Here is a 19,826-nt window from a genome sequence, read left to right as displayed (position 1 = left end):
TTTTTTTGATTTAAAGTGGTTTCGTTTGACCTTTATTGACCATAATTGTATTATAAGACTAAGAAAGCTTTATAAGGAGGAAATAACAGATGAATTTAATTCCTACAGTAATTGAACAAACAAATCGTGGAGAACGCGCTTACGATATTTACTCTCGACTATTAAAAGACCGCATCATTATGCTTGGTAGTGCAATTGATGACAACGTAGCTAACTCAATCGTTTCCCAGCTTTTATTCTTGGAATCTCAAGATCCAGAAAAAGATATTCACATCTACATCAACAGCCCTGGTGGTTCTATCACAGCGGGTATGGCAATCTATGATACAATGCAGTTTATTAAACCACAAGTATCAACAATCTGTATCGGTATGGCTGCATCTATGGGTGCATTCTTACTTGCAGCAGGTGAAAAAGGAAAACGTTACGCACTTCCAAACAGTGAAGTAATGATTCACCAACCACTTGGTGGAGCACAAGGTCAAGCGACTGAAATCGAAATCGCTGCAAAACGTATCCTATTCTTACGTGAAAAACTAAACCAAATTCTTGCTGACCGCACTGGTCAACCACTTGAAGTACTACAACGCGACACAGACCGCGACAACTTCATGACAGCAGAAAAAGCTTTAGAATACGGTTTAATCGATAAGATCTTTACAAATCGTTAATAACTAAAAGCGGAAGCGGCTCGTTCAGAATCACAGGGCGATGGAGCGCCTGATTCCGAGGCGCTTTTTGCCTCGAATGAAGGGGCGAAGCGACCGGAGATTCTAGTCGCTGAAGCTAGATACATAAAAAAGCACCCTATTACAGGGCGCTTTTTTATTATCATGCACCTCCGTCTGGATACCCACCCTGGTATTCACCTAAATATATCAACGATTTTTCAATTATATCGAACAAAACTTAAATTATATCAACGATTTTTTTAATATATCAACGGTTCGACACAACATATCGATTTACCGACAATCTACGACAAGGACAAACCACCTACATACCCCCTATCCCGAAAACTCCCTTTAAGTAAACCGCAAAAACAAAAAGCTATCGCATATACGCGATAGCTTCTTATTGTACATATGCAGCTAATGCTTCTAAAGCCTCTTCTGCATCTGAACCTTCTGTTGTAATTGTTATCATGCTTCCAGTTCCAATTGCTAAGCTCATAATCCCCATTATGCTCTTTGCATTTACTGTCTTTCCATCTTTCTCGATGAAGATATCTGCATGAAAGCGATTTGCCTCTTGTACAAACAACGCAGCCGGACGTGCTTGTAAACCGTTTTTTAATGAAACCTGAACTCGTTTTTGAACCACAGCTCCATTTCCCCTTTAACCTCTTATTTTTTTACTAACGTTTCCCCCGCGCGTAATTTCTCTGCGATTTCATCGATTTTACGCAAACGATGATTAATACCCGACTTACTAATCTTCCCCCCGGATACCATCTCACCTAACTCTTTCAATGTTACATCTTGATAATCTCTTCGTAATTGTGCAATCTCTTGTAATTTATCCGGCAAAATATCAAGACCAACTGTCTCATCAATATAACGAATATTTTCAATCTGTCTTAGTGCTGCACCAATTGTTTTATTTAAATTAGCTGTTTCGCAGTTCACTAAACGATTTACAGAATTACGCATATCACGTACGATTCGAATATCTTCAAATCTTAAAAGTGCATTATGAGCACCTATAATATTTAAAAACTCTGTAATTTTTTCTGCTTCTTTCAAATACGTAATGTACCCTTTTCTTCTTTCCAACGTCTTACTATTTAAATCAAATCCGTTCATCAGTTCACATATAGCATCATTATGTTCCTTATATAACGAAAAGATTTCTAAATGATAAGATGATGTTTCTGGGTTATTTACTGAACCACCTGCTAAAAATGCGCCACGTAAGTACGATCGTTTACAACATTTCTTCTCAATCAATTCTTGTGATATATTTCGAATAAATGAAAAGTCATCTCGAACGATATGAAGATCAGCTAATATTTCGCGAGACTTCTCAACAAGCCGCACAATATATACATTATTTTTCTTCAAGCGCATTTTTTTACGGACAAGCAATTCTACCGTCACGTCATATCCTTTTTTCAAAAGCGTATAAATCCTTCTTGCAATTGCCGCATTTTCCGTTTGAATATCGATAGATAGACGACGGTTTGAAAAAGAAAGCGACCCGTTCATTCGAAGTAACGCTGATAATTCTGCTTTCTCACAGCATTCCTTCATCTCAAGATTCGTCAACTCTTTCTTTGTTTCTGATGCAAATGACACAGTCAACACCTCCTTATACGATTATTATGGAACAAAATTCTTGTCCTATATGAATGAGGAGCGCTACCTCAAACGAGGCAACGCATATTTATAACAATGAATATAAAATGGACGCTAACTTTAACGTATCATGCCTTACAACATGATCATCATACTTCGCTAATCCCTCTTGAATAACATCAATATTATTTTCAACAAAACGTTCTTCATCCACTACAACTGGTGTAGACATTTCTTCCTCATATGACTTGCGTAATTCACAAGGAATCTCACGGTTATTTACAATTGCAGTATTGATAAATGGTTGCCCTAAATGATCGTGTAACGCCTGCACATGATCAAAAGCAGTATATCCCATCGTTTCACCCGCTTGTGTCATAACGTTACATACATATACCTTCTTCGCCTTTGCAGCAAGAACAGCGTCTCCAATTTTGTTAACAACTAAATTAGGCAATATACTCGTATACAAACTTCCAGGACCGAAAACAAGTAAATCAGCTCGTTTAATCTCAGCCAACGTTTCATGCAATGGCTCTACATCTTCTGGAGTTAAAAAGACACGATTAATCTTCTTTCCGTAATAAGGAATCTTTGATTCACCTGTTACAATTTCCCCATCTTCAAGTTCCGCATGAAGTACCGCACTTTGATTAGCTGCTGGTAATACACGTCCTCTGACATTTAATACTTTACTTGTTTCTGTAATTGCATGGAAAAAGTCTCCTGTAATCGAGGTCATACCTGCCAACAATAGATTTCCTAACGCATGACCTTTCAGTCCGTCTCCTGTTGTGAAACGGTGCTGAAATAAAGCTTCCACCAGTGGCTCTACATCCGATAACGCAACAAGTACGTTACGGATGTCACCTGGAGGTGGAATTTCTAGCTCATCACGTAATCTACCCGAACTGCCACCATCATCAGCAATTGTAACAACTGCTGTAATATCAACAGGATATTGCTTTAATCCTCTTAATAAAACAGAGAGTCCAGTTCCGCCTCCCATGATGACAATTTTAGGCTTTCTCTCTTTTTTCATCCCTTAATGGCCCTTTCTCTTCTCCACATCACGATGAGATACATGAACACTATACTCTGGTTTCAAATGTTTCCCAAGGTATTCTGTAAGCGTAACAGAACGATGCTGTCCACCTGTACATCCAATTGCAATTACAAGTTGACTTTTGCCTTCTCTTTTATAATGAGGCAGCATGAAAGTAATCAGATCCGTCAACTTCTCTAAAAACTTATGTGTCTCATTAAATTTCAGTACATACGAAGAAACTTCTTCATCTAGTCCTGTTAATGGCTTCATATGTGGAATGTAATATGGATTTGGTAAAAAACGAACATCAAATACTAAATCTGCATCAATTGGAATACCGTACTTAAATCCAAATGACATAACATTTACACGAAATGCTTGCTCAGTTTCTGTTGAGAACAAGTGAACAATTTTTTCACGTAATTCTTTCGGTTTTAAATCCGATGTATCAAGCACAATATTCGCTCGTGCCTTCATATCTGTTAATAAATTACGCTCTGCTTCGATTCCCTTTAACGGCAAACCAGTTGGTGCAAGTGGATGCGAACGTCTCGTTTCTTTATAACGAGTTACAAGCGTACTATCTTTCGCATCTAAAAATAAAATATGAGGAATAATCCATGTACGTTCTGATAAATCATCAAGTGCTCCCCATAAATGTTCAAAAAACTCGCGGCCACGTAAATCAATACCAAGTGCCACTTTATTCATTTTCCCTTTTGAATCCGCCATAAGCTCAATAAACTTTGGCAATAACATCGGTGGTAAATTATCCACACAAAAATATCCTAAATCTTCAAAACTTTGTAAAGCTACTGTTTTTCCAGCTCCAGACATCCCTGTAATAATTACCATTTTTATATCATTATTCTCTGTCATTGTATCCTCTCCTTGACGGTTTAACTCGGATCTAATCGATATGAAAGCAACTCAAAATCTGGGGTATATACAAATGTACCGTAGATTATGCCATTTCCTTTAATTAAATAATCAATAATGTGATAATCTCCTGGCGCCATTGCTAAATCATCAATTTTATCAAATGTATGCCAACCAATGATGCCTTCTTCGCTCTCTAGTTTGTTTTCTCCTGCAAAATCTGTCGCTAAAAAGGAGAACATCATCCATTCAGAAACAACTTTATCACCTTCTTGGATGACAAAGGTGAAGACCCCCTTTAACGCTGGGTTTTTCAAATAAATACCTGTTTCTTCACGATACTCGCGAACAACGGAATCTCTTACAGTCTCACCACGCTCCATTTTCCCGCCTGGTGCAACCCACCAATTTCGGCGAGGTTTTTGGAGTAAGAGTACTTCATTATCTCTAATTAACACACAGTTTGTCACTCTTTGCATGTTTCTTCACCTCAGCTACTTGCAGTAAAATTCCTCACTGCATACTTCTTTCATTATACTATCAAAAACAGTTTGCTACAACGAAGGAGCCAGTCCTCTTTCGCTAAGCATATGCTACTCAGCAATTTTAAAAAAGCTTTCTATAACAAGCAATGTAAATGCTTATACTTTGAATGAATAACATGAAAAATCCCCTTAACGATTTTTATCGCCAAGGGGATTAAAGTACTTATTTCTTACCGAAATAAGTAACAATCGCAAATCCTAAAATAAAGGTAATAATTGAACTTATAATTGAAAATCCGCCAGTCGGAATCCCAGGGAATACAATTACAATCGAACCGATTACAAGTCCAATAATTGCCGCAAATGTCATACTTTTATAACGATCTAATAAAAAACTAATGCCTTTACTACTTACAACAAATCCAACCATAACACCAGCACCGATAACCACGATTAAAGGTAAGTTAAGTGTAGTTAAAGCGTTAATTGCTGTTGGATACACACCAATAATTAGTAAAATAAACGATCCACTAATTCCAGGAAGCAGCATGGCCATACTAGCCATCCATCCTGCGAAAAATAAACCAATTGCATTTAAAATTGTTAATGTCGTAATTGGATCTGCTGCCTTATCTGGTTTAAAGAAAGCTGTAATCGCAACAAGAATTGCTGCAACTATTAATAAAACGATGTGCCTGCCTTTAAACGACGACTTTGCATCAGCTTCCCTCATTAACATCGGTAATATACTAATAATTAAACCGAGGAAGAAAAATTGAGTCGGTTCATAATGATTTGCAAGTAAATATTTAATAACGTGACTTAACGTTAAAAATGCCGCTGCCACACCAGCTGCAAGTGGAATTAAAAATCCTAAATGTTTTTTCCATTCACGACTAAAGAATCCACTAATTGCCGCAAGCAATTGTTCATAAATCCCTAACACAACAGCGATTGTACCGCCGCTCACACCAGGAATTAAATCACTAACGCCCATACAAAATCCACGATATATATTACGCCATTCCATACTGAATAAATTCCTCATTTCTTATAGTGATTTTTTCCGTAAAGTCCAGTATATCAATAAGAAAGCTTATAATCCTTATATTTTTTGACAAAACTTTGACATTTTCACACAAAAAAAGAAGAAAGCTCCTGTCGGTAGCTTTCTTCTCACAAGGTATATTATCCCTTATTTTTCTGATACAGTTTTTAATTCCTCTAATAATTCTTCTACGTAATGTTGTGCACTTTGCGCTGCAATACTACCGTCACCTGTTGCAGTTACAATTTGACGAAGCATTTTTTCACGAACATCACCAGCTGCGAAAATACCAGGTATTTTCGTTTCCATACGCTCGTTCGTTTCAAGGTAACCATTTTCATTTGTAATACCTAGTTCAACAAATGGTTTTGATAAAGGTAACATACCGATGTATACGAATACGCCGTCAGTTTTGACTTCTTTCTCTTCTCCACTATTTACGTCCACAAGTGTTACACTTCCTACTTTACCACTTGCTTCGTTGATTTCTTTTATCGTGTGGTTCCAAATGAAATCTACTTTTTCGTTTTGGAAAGCACGGTCTTGTAAAATTTTCTGTGCACGAAGCGTGTCACGACGGTGAACAATCGTTACTTTTGATGCGAAGCGTGTTAAGAACACACCCTCTTCAACAGCAGAATCTCCGCCGCCAATTACGATAAGTTCTTTTCCTTTAAAGAATGCTCCGTCACATACTGCACAATATGATACACCGCGGCCGCCAAGTTCTGTTTCACCCGGTACACCAATTTTTTTATACTCTGCACCGCTTGCAACGATAATTGCACGTGCTTTATATTCTTTTTTACCAGCAATAATTGTTTTGTATTCCTTACCATCGATGACTTCTTTTACATCACCGTATGCATATTCAGAACCAAATTTCTTTGCATGCTCGAACATTTTATTTGATAAGTCTGGTCCTAAAATAGACTCATAACCTGGGTAGTTTTCTACATCTTCCGTGTTTGCCATTTGGCCACCTGGAATACCACGCTCAAGCATTAATGTGCTTAAATTTGCGCGAGATGTATATACTGCAGCTGTCATACCAGCTGGTCCTGCACCAATAATAACGACATCATAAATTTTTTCTTCTGACACACTATTCACTCCTATCCATTCCTACACAATTAAGTTACCCTCATTATACTGTTAGCATCATTTTTTTCCCAATGATTTGCTTATCTTATGTGTGCGTACGCTTAACAGCTTGCACATACTTTCGGACAGTCGCTACAGATACATTATATACATCTCCAAGCTCCGACTGTGTCATTTTATTTCCTTGTTCGCCGCGTACAATGTATTCAATCGCAGCTGACCAGCCGTACACATTTGTAAATATGTCTCCAGATGTATATAAACGTATGAACGTACAAAACCAAAAGTGTAAACACTCTTCAATTAATTCATCATCTTTTTTCGTATAATTGTATAATGCATCCGCGATTCTCGCGCACTGCTCAAATTGCTGTAAATCAGCTGGAATACTCTTATGACTATTAAGTAAAAAGAAGTACTTTGCAAGTTGTGATACGATGGGAACACCGTTCTTCGCTTGCGTTATATCAAAGAAGAATCCCACCTTCTCCGGCGTTGACAATTCATTCATTAAATATAAAGCTAGCATTTGTTCTTCTAGCGTCGCACTTTGCTGAAATGATTTTCGTAATTCTTCAAATAACACGTTTTGTCCTTCATCTGCTAAATTCAGCGCATTCCACGGTTCTTTTCCCTTTTTATCAGGATGCAATTCCACGACATATTGCCACATTTTTTCAGCTAGTTGCTGATCTTTCACCATATAAGCAGAATATGCAAACCAATAATAAAAACTAACGTCTCCCTCATATCCTTGACGCTTTAATAGTTTGAACCATTTATATGCATGCTCGAAATAACCAATTGTTGCAAGTGTAGTTCCCAGTTTCAAACGATGTTCAAATGAAATCGGATATACCGAAACTAGCTGTCCCGCTAACGCTTCTACTTGTTTATGCTCTCCAATTGAATATAGAAAAATAAGCGTATTACAAAGCGCATGTATATTACCAGGATTTTTCTCTAAAATCATTTCTGTTAACTTCAGTGCTTTGTCTACATTACCAGATTGAAAATGTGCAATGGCTAAATTATTATGACCTGACCAAAATTCCGGATAATCTTTCGTAACAATTTCTAATGTAGCAATTGCTTCTTCCAATTGTCCATTACGAATATAACGATTCGCTTCTTCCTGCATAACAATTAAATCATCTTCATCTTCAATCTCTTCCGCACCCATTGCTTCTTCTTCCATAATCTCAAGAAGTTCTAATGTATCTTCTACGAATTCCTTCTCTTTTGCAACTTCTAAATAACGATCTGCATATTTCTTCGCCTGTTGAAATAACCCCATATATGCATAATTATTTGCAATAAAATAATAGCACTGTTCAAGTTCTGGATTAGATCTAACTAACTTTAAGAAGATTTGATTCGATTCTTGATATTCACCAGCCTCAGATAATACTGATGCTAATTGACATAAAATAAACGGCTCCTTCTCACTTTGTGCCGCTCTTCGAAAATATTTAATTGCATCTTGCAATTTTTGTCCTTTGTAAGCTCTCATCCCTTTTTTATAAAAGAAGTCCGCTAATTGATTAAAAGAGATAACTTGTCCGTTCTCCTTATATATCCTTTGATTTTTCCCCATATATCCTCCAGTTTTTTGTTTTCTTCGTTCACACATTCTTCTATCTATAAGTATAAACGATTCCGTAAAAAACAAAACAGTATATTATACTCAATTATTTCCTTTTTATTCATAAAAAAAGAGGAGAAATGTTACATTTTCACCATGAACCTTCTCTGGCGGTCATTTGCTCTTTCGTATAAATAATACGCATTGGATTTCCACCTACGAAAGCACCGCTCGGTACATCTCTATGAACAAGTGTGCCAGCTGAGACAGTCGCACCGTCTCCAATTTTCACACCTGGTAATATTGTTACATTCGCTCCAATCATCACTTCATTTCCAATGACGATTTCCCCAAGTCGATATTCACGAATTAAATATTCATGTGCTAAAAGCGTTGTGTTATAGCCAATAATCGAATTCTCTCCCACAGTTATCTTTTCTGGGAACATAATATCCGGCATTACCATAAGCGCAAATGATGTTTTCTTTCCTACTTTCATCCGTAAAAAAGTGCGGTACAACCAATTCTTCACAGATAAAAATGGCGTGTAACGTGCAATTTGGATAATAATAAAGTTTTTCATTACCTTCCAAAAAGACACTGTTTTATACACATTCCATAATGAATTTTCTCCTGAAACAGGATAGCGCGTTGTCCGTCGCACTTAGCTCGCTCCTCTACTAACTTACTTGGACCTTTATGAACGGTTCATATTAGACAAAATCGGTAGCAAATCACTCATTTTATCTAGCATAAAGTCCGGCTTGTAAGCCTCTAAATACGCTCTACCTTTCAACGTCCATGAAACCGCAGCTGTTTTCGTCCCCGCATTTTGACCACCGACAATATCATGATGATTATCCCCAACCATCAATGCTTCTTCTGGTTTTGCATCTAATAATTCAAGCGCTTTTTGAAGTGGCTCTGGATGTGGTTTCACATGCTCTACATCATCAATTGTCACGACAACATCAAAAAATTCATCAAGCTTTGACAACTGTAATCCCATCTCAACGGTTTGTCTCGCTTTCGTTGTAACAATACCAACTTTATAACCTTGCTTCTTCAACTCTCGAACTGTTTCATATACAGTTTCATATTCTTCTACTAATTCATCATGATGATCATGGTTAAATTCGCGATAACTTGTAATCATCTCTTCAACCTTACTTTCATCAATCTTACTGAAAGTATCATGCAAAGATGGACCGATAAATGGCAATACATCTTCACGCTTATATTGATTTGGATAATATGTATTTAAAGTATGTAAAAAAGAAGAAATAATAAGTTCGTTTGTATTAATTAAAGTTCCATCTAAATCAAATAAAACTGTATTTATTCTCATCGCCTTAGTCCTTTCGCCTTCCTGAATATGAAAGAAGCAGCATCTTATAATAAGATGCTACTTGTCTCTAATTTTCTAAATATCTTTTATCAGCTTGCCCCATTTTTCGTCTCACAATAATGAAAATAATAGAAATAACAACAAGTCCAATTGACATTACTTGTGCGATACGAAGTGGTCCTAGCATTAAACTATCTGTACGTAAGCCTTCTACGAAGAAGCGTCCTACTGAATACCAAATTAAATATGTGAAGAATAACTCCCCGCGACGTAAATTCACTTTTCTTAATGCAAGTAGTAAAATTACGCCTGCAAAATTCCATAATGATTCATATAAAAACGTCGGATGATAGTACACACCCTCAATATACATTTGATTAATAATAAAATCCGGTAAATGAAGACCTTCTAAAAACTGTCTCGTTACTTCATCACCATGCGCCTCTTGGTTCATAAAGTTTCCCCATCGGCCAATTGCTTGTCCTAGTAAAATACTTGGTGCAGCAATATCAGCCAACTTCCAGAAAGAAAGTCCGCGTCGTTTCGCAAAAAGAACACCTGTAATAACAGCCCCGATTAAACCACCATGAATCGCCAAACCACCTTGACGAATATTAATAATTTGACTCGGATTTTGTGCGTAATATTCCCATTCAAAAATAACATAGTACATTCTCGCAAAAAGAATAGCGATCGGTACTGCAATTAATACAAGGTCAACAAATGTATCTTTTGGAATACCTAGCCTTTCTCCCTCGCGAGTTGCCAGCCAAAGACCTAATAGCACACCTGTACCGATAATAATCCCGTACCAATACACAGGAAACGGCCCAAGTTGGATAGCTACACGGTCAAGCTGTGGTACAGAAGCTAACAGCATATGTATATGACCTCCCTCTCCAAAGTTTACTCCTGATTTCCTAACTCAATTGCACTCATTAATCGTTCAGAAAACTGCTGTGCTGCATTGACTCCCATACGTTTTAAACGGAAGTTCATCGCTGCTACTTCAATAATAACAGCCAAGTTTCGACCAGGACGAACTGGAAGTGTAATCTTCGTAAGCTCTGTATCAATAATTTTCATCTTCTCTTCATCAAGACCTAAGCGATCGTAATTTTTCTTTTGATCCCAAATTTCAAGATTAATAACAAGTGTAATACGCTTATAATTTCGTACTGCCCCTGCACCGAATAACGTCATAACGTTAATAATACCTAGACCACGAATTTCTAATAAATGCTCGATTAAATCTGGTGAGCTTCCGACTAACATGTCTTCATCTTCTTGACGAATTTCTACACTATCATCCGCAACAAGACGGTGACCACGCTTTACAAGCTCAAGAGCTGTCTCACTTTTACCAACACCACTTTGACCTGTAATTAAAACACCAACACCGTAAATATCTACTAACACACCATGAACAGCAGTTGTTGGTGCTAACTTACCTTCTAAATAGTTTGTTAAACGACTTGATAATCTAGTTGTCGTTTGAGAAGAACGTAATAAAGGCATACCTGATTCACGTGATGCTTGTAATAACTCATCTGGTACATCTTGATTACGAGTTACAATAATACATGGCGTCTCCTCAGTACAAAGCGCTTTCATTCTCTCTTGTTTTTGCTCTGACGTTAACGTGTCAAAGAACGTAAGCTCCGTCTTTCCAAGAAGCTGCACACGATCTGCTGGATAATATGTAAAAAATCCTGCCATTTCAATTCCAGGTCGTGATAAATCACTTGTATCAATCGGACGATGAATGCCTTCTTCACCACTGATTAACTCCAATTGAAATTGTTCAATTAAATCTTTTGTCCTTACTTTCGGCATATGTATAAACCTCCACTCCGCTGCGGGTTCAGTCTCGTTTGATGTAAAATTCCATTCTATCGGATATTGTACCATTTTTTTCTGGAAACAAGAAATACGGTTTCTAATAAATAGAAAAAAACATTTCATACGAATAATGAAATGTTTTTCTTTTTGTCACTTTCTCTTTTTTTCATATAGAGGTTCAACAATTGCCTTTTCAATTATCATATTAAAAATTGAAATACAAATTGCCGCAACAATCGCTACACCAAATCCTGATATATTAAAAGCATCTCCTAATAATGAATCTGCTATTTTTAACGTAATCGCATTAATAACAATTAAGAAGAAGCCGAAAGTTACAACAGTAATTGGTAGCGTAATTAAAATTAAAAACGGCTTTACGAACACATTTAAAACCGCCAATATAATACTAGCAATAATTGCAGTTTGTATATTTGCTACGTAAAATGCATCTGGTGCAATCCCTTTTAAAAGTCCCGATACAGCGATTAACACAACGCTATTTACAAGAAGTGATACAATCCATCTCATTTCGTTACACATCCTTTTAAACATATATATTTCATCATACGCTAATAGATAATAAACGCAAGTATGATACGAACACTTATATCAACTTATTCTATCTTTCATGCTTGTATACCTACTAACACTTCCTCGCAAAATAAGGACCACACCACCTACGTTCATGCGTTTTTACAAAGGTCCAAGTGAAATCTTTATCTACGATATAGATATCACCTTTATACGCATCGTCTGTCTCACACAATATATCATCCATATGTAACAAACTCGCATCCTTTATTAACAGTATCTCATCACAGTGTTGATAGAAGATGTAGCAATCCTTTTTCACTTCATTATGAAACGCGTTTTCCGCTTCTTTACCCTCTAAACACTTCTTTTTCTCATAACTAAATATGTGCCATAGATAACCACATGCATACTTATCTCCATAAAGAAAAATATCTTCTTTTTCTTTATCACTTAAATGATTTGCAAAGTGATCCTCCCAGCGCTTTCGAAAATATACACCCCAACTTTGAAACTCTCTTACCTTCATATGTTTCTTCCTTAACACCTCTAAAAACTCCATCTTCTCCCCCTATACAATAAAAACCGAGCGTCATTTCCACTCGGTTTTCATCAATAAACTTATTGCGATAACTCTACTTCTTTTATTTTCTCTTTCATTCTTGCTTTATCACGATTTAAAATCTCTTTTAAATACTTACCTGTGTATGAGCGTTCTTCTTTCACTACTTGCTCTGGCGTTCCGGAAGCAACGATTTGTCCACCTTTATCTCCGCCCTCTGGTCCAAGGTCAACGATATAATCAGCTGTTTTAATTACATCTAAATTATGTTCAATTACAAGTACCGTCTCACCGCTCTCAACAAGACGTTGCAGCACTTCTAGAAGACGTGCAATATCATGCGCATGCAAACCAGTCGTTGGCTCATCTAAAATGTATAACGTACGACCTGTAGAACGACGGTGTAATTCAGAAGCTAATTTCACACGCTGTGCTTCCCCACCAGATAATGTTGTTGCTGGTTGACCTAATTTCATATAACCAAGCCCAACATCTACAAGCGTTTGAAGTTTACGCTTAATTTTAGGAATATTGGCGAAGAATTCTACTCCATCTTCAATTGTCATCCCTAACACTTCAGAAATATTCTTATCTTTATATTTCACTTCTAACGTTTCACGATTATATCGTTTACCGTGACAAACTTCACACGGAACATACACATCTGGTAGGAAATGCATTTCGATTTTAATAATTCCATCACCACGGCACGCTTCACAACGGCCACCTTTTACGTTAAAGCTGAAACGTCCTTTTTGATATCCGCGCACTTTCGCTTCATTCGTTTGTGCAAACACATCACGAATATCATCGAATACACCTGTGTACGTCGCTGGATTAGAACGTGGTGTACGACCAATTGGTGATTGATCAATATCAATTACCTTATCTAAATGTTCAAGACCTTTAATCTCTTTATGAGTACCTGGCTTCGCTTTCGCTTTATATAACTTTTGAGCTAACGATTTATATAATACTTCATTAATCATCGTACTTTTACCAGAACCAGATACCCCTGTTACCGCTACAAACGTACCGAGTGGGAATGACATTTTCGCATTCTTTAAGTTATTCTCTTTTGCGCCGACAATCTCTACTTTACGTCCATCACCTTTACGTCTTTCAAGTGGAACTGGAATAAACTCTTTACCACTTAAATACTTCCCTGTTAATGAATTCTCATCTTGCATAACTTCAGCCGGCGTCCCCGCTGAAACGACCTGTCCACCATGAATACCTGCACCAGGCCCTATATCAAGTAAATAGTCAGCAGCCATCATCGTATCTTCATCATGTTCAACAACGATTAACGTATTGCCTAAATCGCGCATTTCTTGCAATGTACGAATAAGACGATCGTTATCACGCTGGTGTAAACCAATTGAAGGCTCATCTAGAATATAAAGTACGCCAGTTAGACGAGAACCAATTTGCGTCGCTAAACGAATACGCTGCGCCTCACCACCTGATAAAGTTCCTGCGGCACGGCTTAACGTTAAATAATCTAAACCAACGTTCACTAAGAACCCAACGCGCTCCTGAATTTCTCTTAAAATTAAATGAGCTATTTTTTGTTGCTTCTCCGTTAGCTCTACATTTGAGAAGAATTCTTGTACTTCTTGAACTGAATACTTCGTTACGTCAGCAATCGTTTTATTGCCAACAAATACAGCTAAACTCTCAGGCTTTAAGCGTCCACCTTTACACTTTGGACAAGCTTGTTCTGCCATATACTTTTCCATTTGCTCACGAATGTAATCAGAACTCGTTTCACGATAACGACGTTCAATGTTTGGAATAACACCTTCAAATAAAATCTCATTTTCCTTTACTTGACCAAATTCATTTACATAGCGGAAATAAACTTTCTCTTCCCCGCTTCCGTACAACACTTTATCAAATAAATCTTTCGGTATATTTTTTACAGGCACATCCATATCAACGCCGTAATGATTACATACAGATTGTAAAAGTTGTGGGTAATATTGTGAACTTGTTGGTTCCCAAGGTGCAATCGCATGTTCATTTAATGATAAATCCCAGTTCGGGATAACAAGCTCTAAATCTACCTCTAGCTTTGAACCAAGTCCATCACAAGAAGGACATGCTCCGAACGGACTGTTGAATGAGAACATACGCGGCTCTAATTCTCCGATTGAAAAACCACAATGCGGACAAGCATGATGTTCACTAAACAGAAGTTCCTCTTCTCCCATTACATCAATTAACACTCGGCCTCCGCCAAGCTTTAATGCACTTTCAAGTGAATCAGCAAGGCGGCTTGCGATTCCTTCTTTTACAACAATACGGTCAATTACAACTTCAATGGAATGCTTCTTATTTTTATCTAACGTAATATCTTCAGATACATCAAGCATTTCACCGTCAACGCGAACACGAACATATCCTTGCTTCTTAATATCTTCAAGTACTTTTACATGCGCACCTTTACGCCCAGAAACGATAGGCGCTAACACTTGTAATTTCGTACGTTCAGGATATTCAAGAACACGGTCTACCATCTGCTCTACTGTTTGTGACGTAATTTCAATGCCATGATTCGGACAAATTGGCGTACCAATTCGTGCAAATAATAAACGTAAGTAATCATAAATCTCCGTTACCGTTCCGACAGTTGAACGTGGGTTACGACTCGTCGTTTTTTGATCGATTGAAATTGCTGGTGATAATCCTTCAATCGTGTCCACATCCGGCTTATCCATTTGTCCTAAAAACTGGCGCGCATACGCAGATAACGATTCTACGTATCTGCGCTGCCCTTCTGCATAAATCGTATCAAATGCTAATGATGATTTCCCCGAACCAGACAATCCCGTTACAACGACAAGCTGATTTCTCGGAATGGTTACATCAATATTTTTTAAGTTATGTGCTCTAGCACCTTTTACAACGATAAAATCCTTGCTCTTACTCACTTTTTTCACCCTTCCGCTTTTAATTCTAATAGTAAATCTCTTAGTTCAGCTGCACGCTCGAAGTCTAACGCTTTTGCTGCTTCTTTCATTTCTGCTTCCATCTTCGCAATTGTCTTTTCACGCTCTTTTTTCGTCATCTTCTTAGCTGGCGTTGCTTCATACGTTTCCGTTTCTTCAGCAGCTGTCGTTGCACGAATTACATCACGCACACCTTTTTGAATCGTTTTCGGCGTAATACCATGCTCTTCATTGTAAGCTTCTTGTATACTACGACGACGCTTCGTTTCTTCAATCGCAATTCCCATAGATTTCGTTATACGATCTGCATACATAATAACGCGGCCGTTTTCATTACGCGCGGCACGACCGATTGTTTGAATTAATGAACGTTCTGAACGCAAGAACCCTTCCTTATCAGCATCTAAAATAGCTACAAGTGATACTTCCGGAATATCTAATCCTTCTCGCAATAAGTTAATGCCGACAAGTACATCAAATTTACCGAGGCGAAGATCGCGGATAATTTCAATACGTTCTAACGTTTTAATTTCAGAGTGAAGATAGTTAACTTTAATTCCTACATCTTTTAAGTAATCCGTTAAATCCTCTGACATTTTCTTCGTTAAAGTCGTAATTAATACACGTTCATTTTTTGCAATACGATCTTGAATCTCTCCTAATAAATCGTCAATTTGCCCTTCAATTGGTCGTATATCAATTGGTGGATCTAAAAGCCCTGTTGGACGAATAATTTGTTCTATTACTTCTGGCGACTGCTCTAACTCATACGGTCCTGGCGTTGCTGAAACATAAATAACTTGATTCGTTTTCTCTTCAAACTCATCGAATGTGAGCGGTCTATTATCTAAAGCTGACGGCAGACGGAATCCATGATCCACAAGCACTTGCTTACGCGCTTGGTCCCCGTTATACATCGCTCTTACTTGCGGTACTGATACGTGCGATTCATCCATAACGATTAAGAAATCTTTCGGGAAATAGTCTAATAGCGTATACGGCGTTGCCCCAGCTGGACGAAGTGTTAAATGACGGGAGTAGTTTTCAATACCTGAACAAAATCCCATCTCGCGCATCATTTCTAAATCATAACGTGTACGCTGTTCTATACGCTGCGCTTCTAACAACTTGCCGTTATCATTTAATTCCTTTAAACGCTCTTCTAATTCTTTTTCGATATTTTCAATAGCGACCTTCATCTTTTCTTCACGTGTAACGAAGTGAGATGCTGGGAAGATTGCTACATGATCACGTTCTGCTAATACTTCACCTGTTAACGCATTTACTTCACGAATACGATCGATTTCATCACCGAAAAATTCGATTCGAATACAATGCTCATCAAGTGATGCCGGGAAGATTTCAACTACATCTCCTCGCACACGGAATGTACCACGCTTGAAATCAATATCATTACGTCCATACTGTACATCAACAAGTTCACGAAGCAATTGATTACGGTCTTTTTCCATACCAACTCGAAGCGAAACAACTAGCTCGCGGTATTCTTCTGGAGAACCTAAGCCATATATACACGAAACACTCGCAACAATAATTACATCGTCCCGTTCAAATAATGCAGACGTTGCCGAGTGACGCAATTTATCAATTTCATCATTAATCTGCGCATCTTTTTCAATAAACGTATCTGTTTGTGGTACATACGCTTCTGGCTGATAATAATCGTAGTAACTAACAAAATATTCAACTGCATTATTCGGGAAAAAGTCTTTCAACTCACTATATAACTGCCCTGCTAACGTTTTATTATGAGCCATAACAAGTGTTGGCTTTTGCACTTCTTTAATGACATTTGAAATCGTAAATGTCTTACCCGTTCCTGTTGCTCCAAGCAACACTTGCTTTTTCTTTCCACTATTAATTCCCTCTACAAGCTTCTCTATAGCTACCGGCTGATCACCTTGCGGGGAATACGCTGAGACAATTTCAAATTGACGTTCCAAGAAAATCCGACCTGCTACAAAAAATATAGACAAATGTATATTCTTAGAGTGTTCCTGCTTCTACGTGTCCTGCCTTGCCAACCACTCGCTACTACAGTTTGATCTAACACTCCACAGGCGTAAATTCCGATGTAGCCCACCGTACATATATACAATCTATTTACGTTAGTATTGTATATTTTTTTGCTTGTAAAAGGTTTATTGACGCGTTCAAATCTCTATCCATTACATTTCCACAATTACATGTATATACTCGGTCGGATAGCTTTAAGTCTACTTTCTTTTGACCACAGTATGAACATAGCTTTGAAGATGGATAGAACCTGTCTACTTGACGTAATTCAATTCCATATTCCTCACATTTCGTCAATAACCATGTTTTAAATGTATAAAAGCACTGCTTAGCAACTGCTTTAGATAGATGTTTATTCTTCATCATACCTTTTACATTCAAATCTTCCACTGTAATAAACGTTGGCTTGGTTTTCACCACATCATTTACAACAGATTTTACATACGCTAATCGAATATTTGCTAGCTTGGCATGTAGTTTTTGCACCCTAAGAATATTTTTATCTATATTCGCTCTTTTGTTAGTAGCAGATTGTTCACCTCTCTTTCTTATATTTTCAAATTTGCGTGATAAAGAGCGTTGTTCACGTTTCAACCGTTTTTCTATCTTTTTTACTTGTATTGTTTTGTTCATATTTTCATGAACGATACCATCGCTACGTATAGCGAAATCCTTTACCCCCAAATCAATACCTAGACCTGTTTGATTGAGTATTGGCTTCATTTCTGCTTCTTTCCATTCGCAAAGCACAGATACAAAATATCTTCCTGCTCTTTTACCTATCGTCCCACTTTTTACAATCGCATTTTTTGGGATATACCCATATTCTTTTAACCTCATCCAACCAATCGTTGGAACTTTTACTCTATGTCTTTCTACTGTCCAATCTGTTTTGTTGTTTTTAGGAAAATAGCATTTCACATCTTGATTCTTCTTTTTCTTATAACGTGGAAATCCAGATAAACCCTGAAAGAATCTTTTAAAAGCTTTATCTCCATTCATAATGGCCTGTTTTACCGCTTTACTAGATACCTTTTTAATCCATTGACTACATTCTTTTGTATAAACATTGTTTAGCCATTTAGAAAAATCATATTCACTAAGGAACCTTCCCTCTGATTCATACATCTCTTTGTTTTTGGAGAGATACAGATTATAAACGTACCTACAAACCCCAATCGTTTGATTGATCTTGGTTATTTGTTCATGTGTCGGTTTTATCTCTATAAAATATGCTCTTCTCATGTCTCTTTATCCCTCGACATTTTTTGTATTTTCTCAATCATATATCTTACAACTACATACACGAATGATAGATAGCAAATCTTGAACAATTTCTTCTTGTAGAGATTGTTTTTCATTTATTTTTTTGACTTTGATAAGTAGTTAAAACATCTGGATTATCCTATCTTTTCAATAGACATGTGAATCATTCCCCAAAACTCTTTCAATATATACTCTTTCATAATTACATTTTTATACATCTGTCTATCATAGTTTGCTTTTTTGAATACTGTTTAATGTTCCTCATAAAAATCTGTATTATTATTTTACCACGAATGCCCATAAAAAACCTAAAAAAACGAACAGATATTCGGTAAAGTTTTCGACAATATATACATAGAAAAAGGAAGGAGTATATACTTCCTTCCTCTACTAACTCTATTTTTTAGGTACATATAATACGTCATATCCATTGCGCCATCTTCATTCGTACAATCTATTAGCCTATAAGTGGTTCCTGATTCGCGCTCGTCTTTCACAATACTTTTACAACTATCTTTATATAACCCTTTATTATCACCGGCAAATTGGTCTTTTCTATTATCTGACACATAAAGTATATCGTTCTTACTACGTTCTAACATTTGAAAAATCGGGTCACCTTCATGGGTATATTGTACAATTCTTATTTTATCAACTTTCCCTTGATCAATATTTAAAACGAACTGTTCAAATTTATTTAGATTGGAAATTCCTGCTCCCCTTACAATGACATCATTCTTCTTATCAATTGTAGTGTTAGATTGTGAGCATGCTACTAAACTAAAGAGAAATATCCATATAAAACTAGTTCTTTTTCCTATTGTCATCCTCTCCTAT

General features: G+C 37.0%; 18 protein-coding genes and 1 pseudogene. 1 reads left to right on the top strand and 18 read right to left on the bottom strand.

Features of this window, described 5'->3' with window-relative positions:
• The first annotated feature begins 89 nt into the window (after nucleotides 1–89).
• Nucleotides 90–671, top strand: a complete 582-nt coding sequence (gene clpP, locus ACTFO4_RS11820; protein WP_001049162.1) for an ATP-dependent Clp endopeptidase proteolytic subunit ClpP — start codon at nucleotides 90–92, stop codon at nucleotides 669–671.
• A 403-nt stretch (nucleotides 672–1,074) separates the two neighbouring features.
• Here the strand turns inward: clpP and ACTFO4_RS11815 are convergent, their stop codons facing one another.
• The 18 genes and pseudogenes from ACTFO4_RS11815 to ACTFO4_RS11730 form a co-directional block, all read right to left on the bottom strand.
• On the bottom strand, nucleotides 1,075–1,323 hold the full coding sequence (locus ACTFO4_RS11815) for an HPr family phosphocarrier protein (protein ID WP_000250307.1): 249 nt from the start codon (nucleotides 1,321–1,323) through the stop codon (nucleotides 1,075–1,077).
• 23 nt (nucleotides 1,324–1,346) lie between these two features.
• Nucleotides 1,347–2,297 (bottom strand): DNA-binding protein WhiA, encoded by a 951-nt coding sequence (whiA, locus tag ACTFO4_RS11810; protein WP_000006558.1) that lies wholly within the window; start codon nucleotides 2,295–2,297, stop codon nucleotides 1,347–1,349.
• Between the two features lie 88 nt (nucleotides 2,298–2,385).
• Nucleotides 2,386–3,339, bottom strand: a complete 954-nt coding sequence (locus ACTFO4_RS11805; protein WP_000712188.1) for a gluconeogenesis factor YvcK family protein — start codon at nucleotides 3,337–3,339, stop codon at nucleotides 2,386–2,388.
• A gap of 3 nt (nucleotides 3,340–3,342) precedes the next feature.
• Nucleotides 3,343–4,224 (bottom strand): RNase adapter RapZ, encoded by an 882-nt coding sequence (rapZ, locus tag ACTFO4_RS11800; protein WP_000138459.1) that lies wholly within the window; start codon nucleotides 4,222–4,224, stop codon nucleotides 3,343–3,345.
• Nucleotides 4,225–4,244: 20 nt separating this feature from the next.
• A complete protein-coding gene (locus ACTFO4_RS11795; protein WP_001190080.1) occupies nucleotides 4,245–4,703 on the bottom strand; it encodes an NUDIX hydrolase in 459 nt (152 codons plus the stop codon).
• A gap of 229 nt (nucleotides 4,704–4,932) precedes the next feature.
• Nucleotides 4,933–5,739 carry an undecaprenyl phosphate translocase family protein gene (locus ACTFO4_RS11790; protein ID WP_326234955.1) on the bottom strand — a complete coding sequence of 269 codons (807 nt, stop codon included), beginning with the start codon at nucleotides 5,737–5,739 and terminating at the stop codon, nucleotides 4,933–4,935.
• A gap of 165 nt (nucleotides 5,740–5,904) precedes the next feature.
• Nucleotides 5,905–6,861: a thioredoxin-disulfide reductase gene (gene trxB, locus ACTFO4_RS11785; RefSeq protein ID WP_326234956.1), complete on the bottom strand. Its 957-nt coding sequence runs from the start codon at nucleotides 6,859–6,861 to the stop codon at nucleotides 5,905–5,907.
• 85 nt (nucleotides 6,862–6,946) lie between these two features.
• Complete coding sequence (locus tag ACTFO4_RS11780) at nucleotides 6,947–8,458, bottom strand: tetratricopeptide repeat protein (RefSeq protein WP_000517720.1); 1,512 nt, start codon at nucleotides 8,456–8,458, stop codon at nucleotides 6,947–6,949.
• A 139-nt stretch (nucleotides 8,459–8,597) separates the two neighbouring features.
• Nucleotides 8,598–9,110 (bottom strand): acyltransferase, encoded by a 513-nt coding sequence (locus ACTFO4_RS11775; RefSeq protein WP_001255070.1) that lies wholly within the window; start codon nucleotides 9,108–9,110, stop codon nucleotides 8,598–8,600.
• A 33-nt stretch (nucleotides 9,111–9,143) separates the two neighbouring features.
• Nucleotides 9,144–9,794, bottom strand: a complete 651-nt coding sequence (gene ppaX / locus ACTFO4_RS11770; protein WP_001222403.1) for a pyrophosphatase PpaX — start codon at nucleotides 9,792–9,794, stop codon at nucleotides 9,144–9,146.
• Between the two features lie 67 nt (nucleotides 9,795–9,861).
• Nucleotides 9,862–10,674 carry a prolipoprotein diacylglyceryl transferase gene (gene lgt, locus ACTFO4_RS11765; protein WP_000922849.1) on the bottom strand — a complete coding sequence of 271 codons (813 nt, stop codon included), beginning with the start codon at nucleotides 10,672–10,674 and terminating at the stop codon, nucleotides 9,862–9,864.
• Nucleotides 10,675–10,700: 26 nt separating this feature from the next.
• On the bottom strand, nucleotides 10,701–11,630 hold the full coding sequence (gene hprK / locus ACTFO4_RS11760) for an HPr(Ser) kinase/phosphatase (RefSeq protein WP_001127250.1): 930 nt from the start codon (nucleotides 11,628–11,630) through the stop codon (nucleotides 10,701–10,703).
• Nucleotides 11,631–11,786: 156 nt separating this feature from the next.
• A complete protein-coding gene (locus ACTFO4_RS11755; RefSeq protein WP_001267308.1) occupies nucleotides 11,787–12,167 on the bottom strand; it encodes a phage holin family protein in 381 nt (126 codons plus the stop codon).
• 115 nt (nucleotides 12,168–12,282) lie between these two features.
• Complete coding sequence (locus ACTFO4_RS11750; RefSeq protein WP_242259331.1) at nucleotides 12,283–12,732, bottom strand: DUF4275 family protein; 450 nt, start codon at nucleotides 12,730–12,732, stop codon at nucleotides 12,283–12,285.
• Nucleotides 12,733–12,791: 59 nt separating this feature from the next.
• Nucleotides 12,792–15,668, bottom strand: a complete 2,877-nt coding sequence (gene uvrA / locus ACTFO4_RS11745) for an excinuclease ABC subunit UvrA (protein ID WP_061457871.1) — start codon at nucleotides 15,666–15,668, stop codon at nucleotides 12,792–12,794.
• Nucleotides 15,669–15,673: 5 nt separating this feature from the next.
• A complete protein-coding gene (gene uvrB / locus ACTFO4_RS11740) occupies nucleotides 15,674–17,650 on the bottom strand; it encodes an excinuclease ABC subunit B (RefSeq protein WP_000441059.1) in 1,977 nt (658 codons plus the stop codon).
• A gap of 160 nt (nucleotides 17,651–17,810) precedes the next feature.
• Nucleotides 17,811–18,968: a transposase gene (locus ACTFO4_RS11735; protein ID WP_326234957.1), complete on the bottom strand. Its 1,158-nt coding sequence runs from the start codon at nucleotides 18,966–18,968 to the stop codon at nucleotides 17,811–17,813.
• A gap of 417 nt (nucleotides 18,969–19,385) precedes the next feature.
• A pseudogene (locus ACTFO4_RS11730) lies at nucleotides 19,386–19,816 on the bottom strand (DUF4362 domain-containing protein).
• Between the last annotated feature and the right edge of the window lie 10 nt (nucleotides 19,817–19,826).

This window comes from Bacillus cereus group sp. MYBKT14-1 (genome assembly GCF_051915185.1).
Classification (GTDB): Bacteria; Bacillota; Bacilli; order Bacillales; family Bacillaceae_G; genus Bacillus_A; species Bacillus_A cereus.
This window is presented reverse-complemented; position numbering and strand designations above follow the sequence as displayed.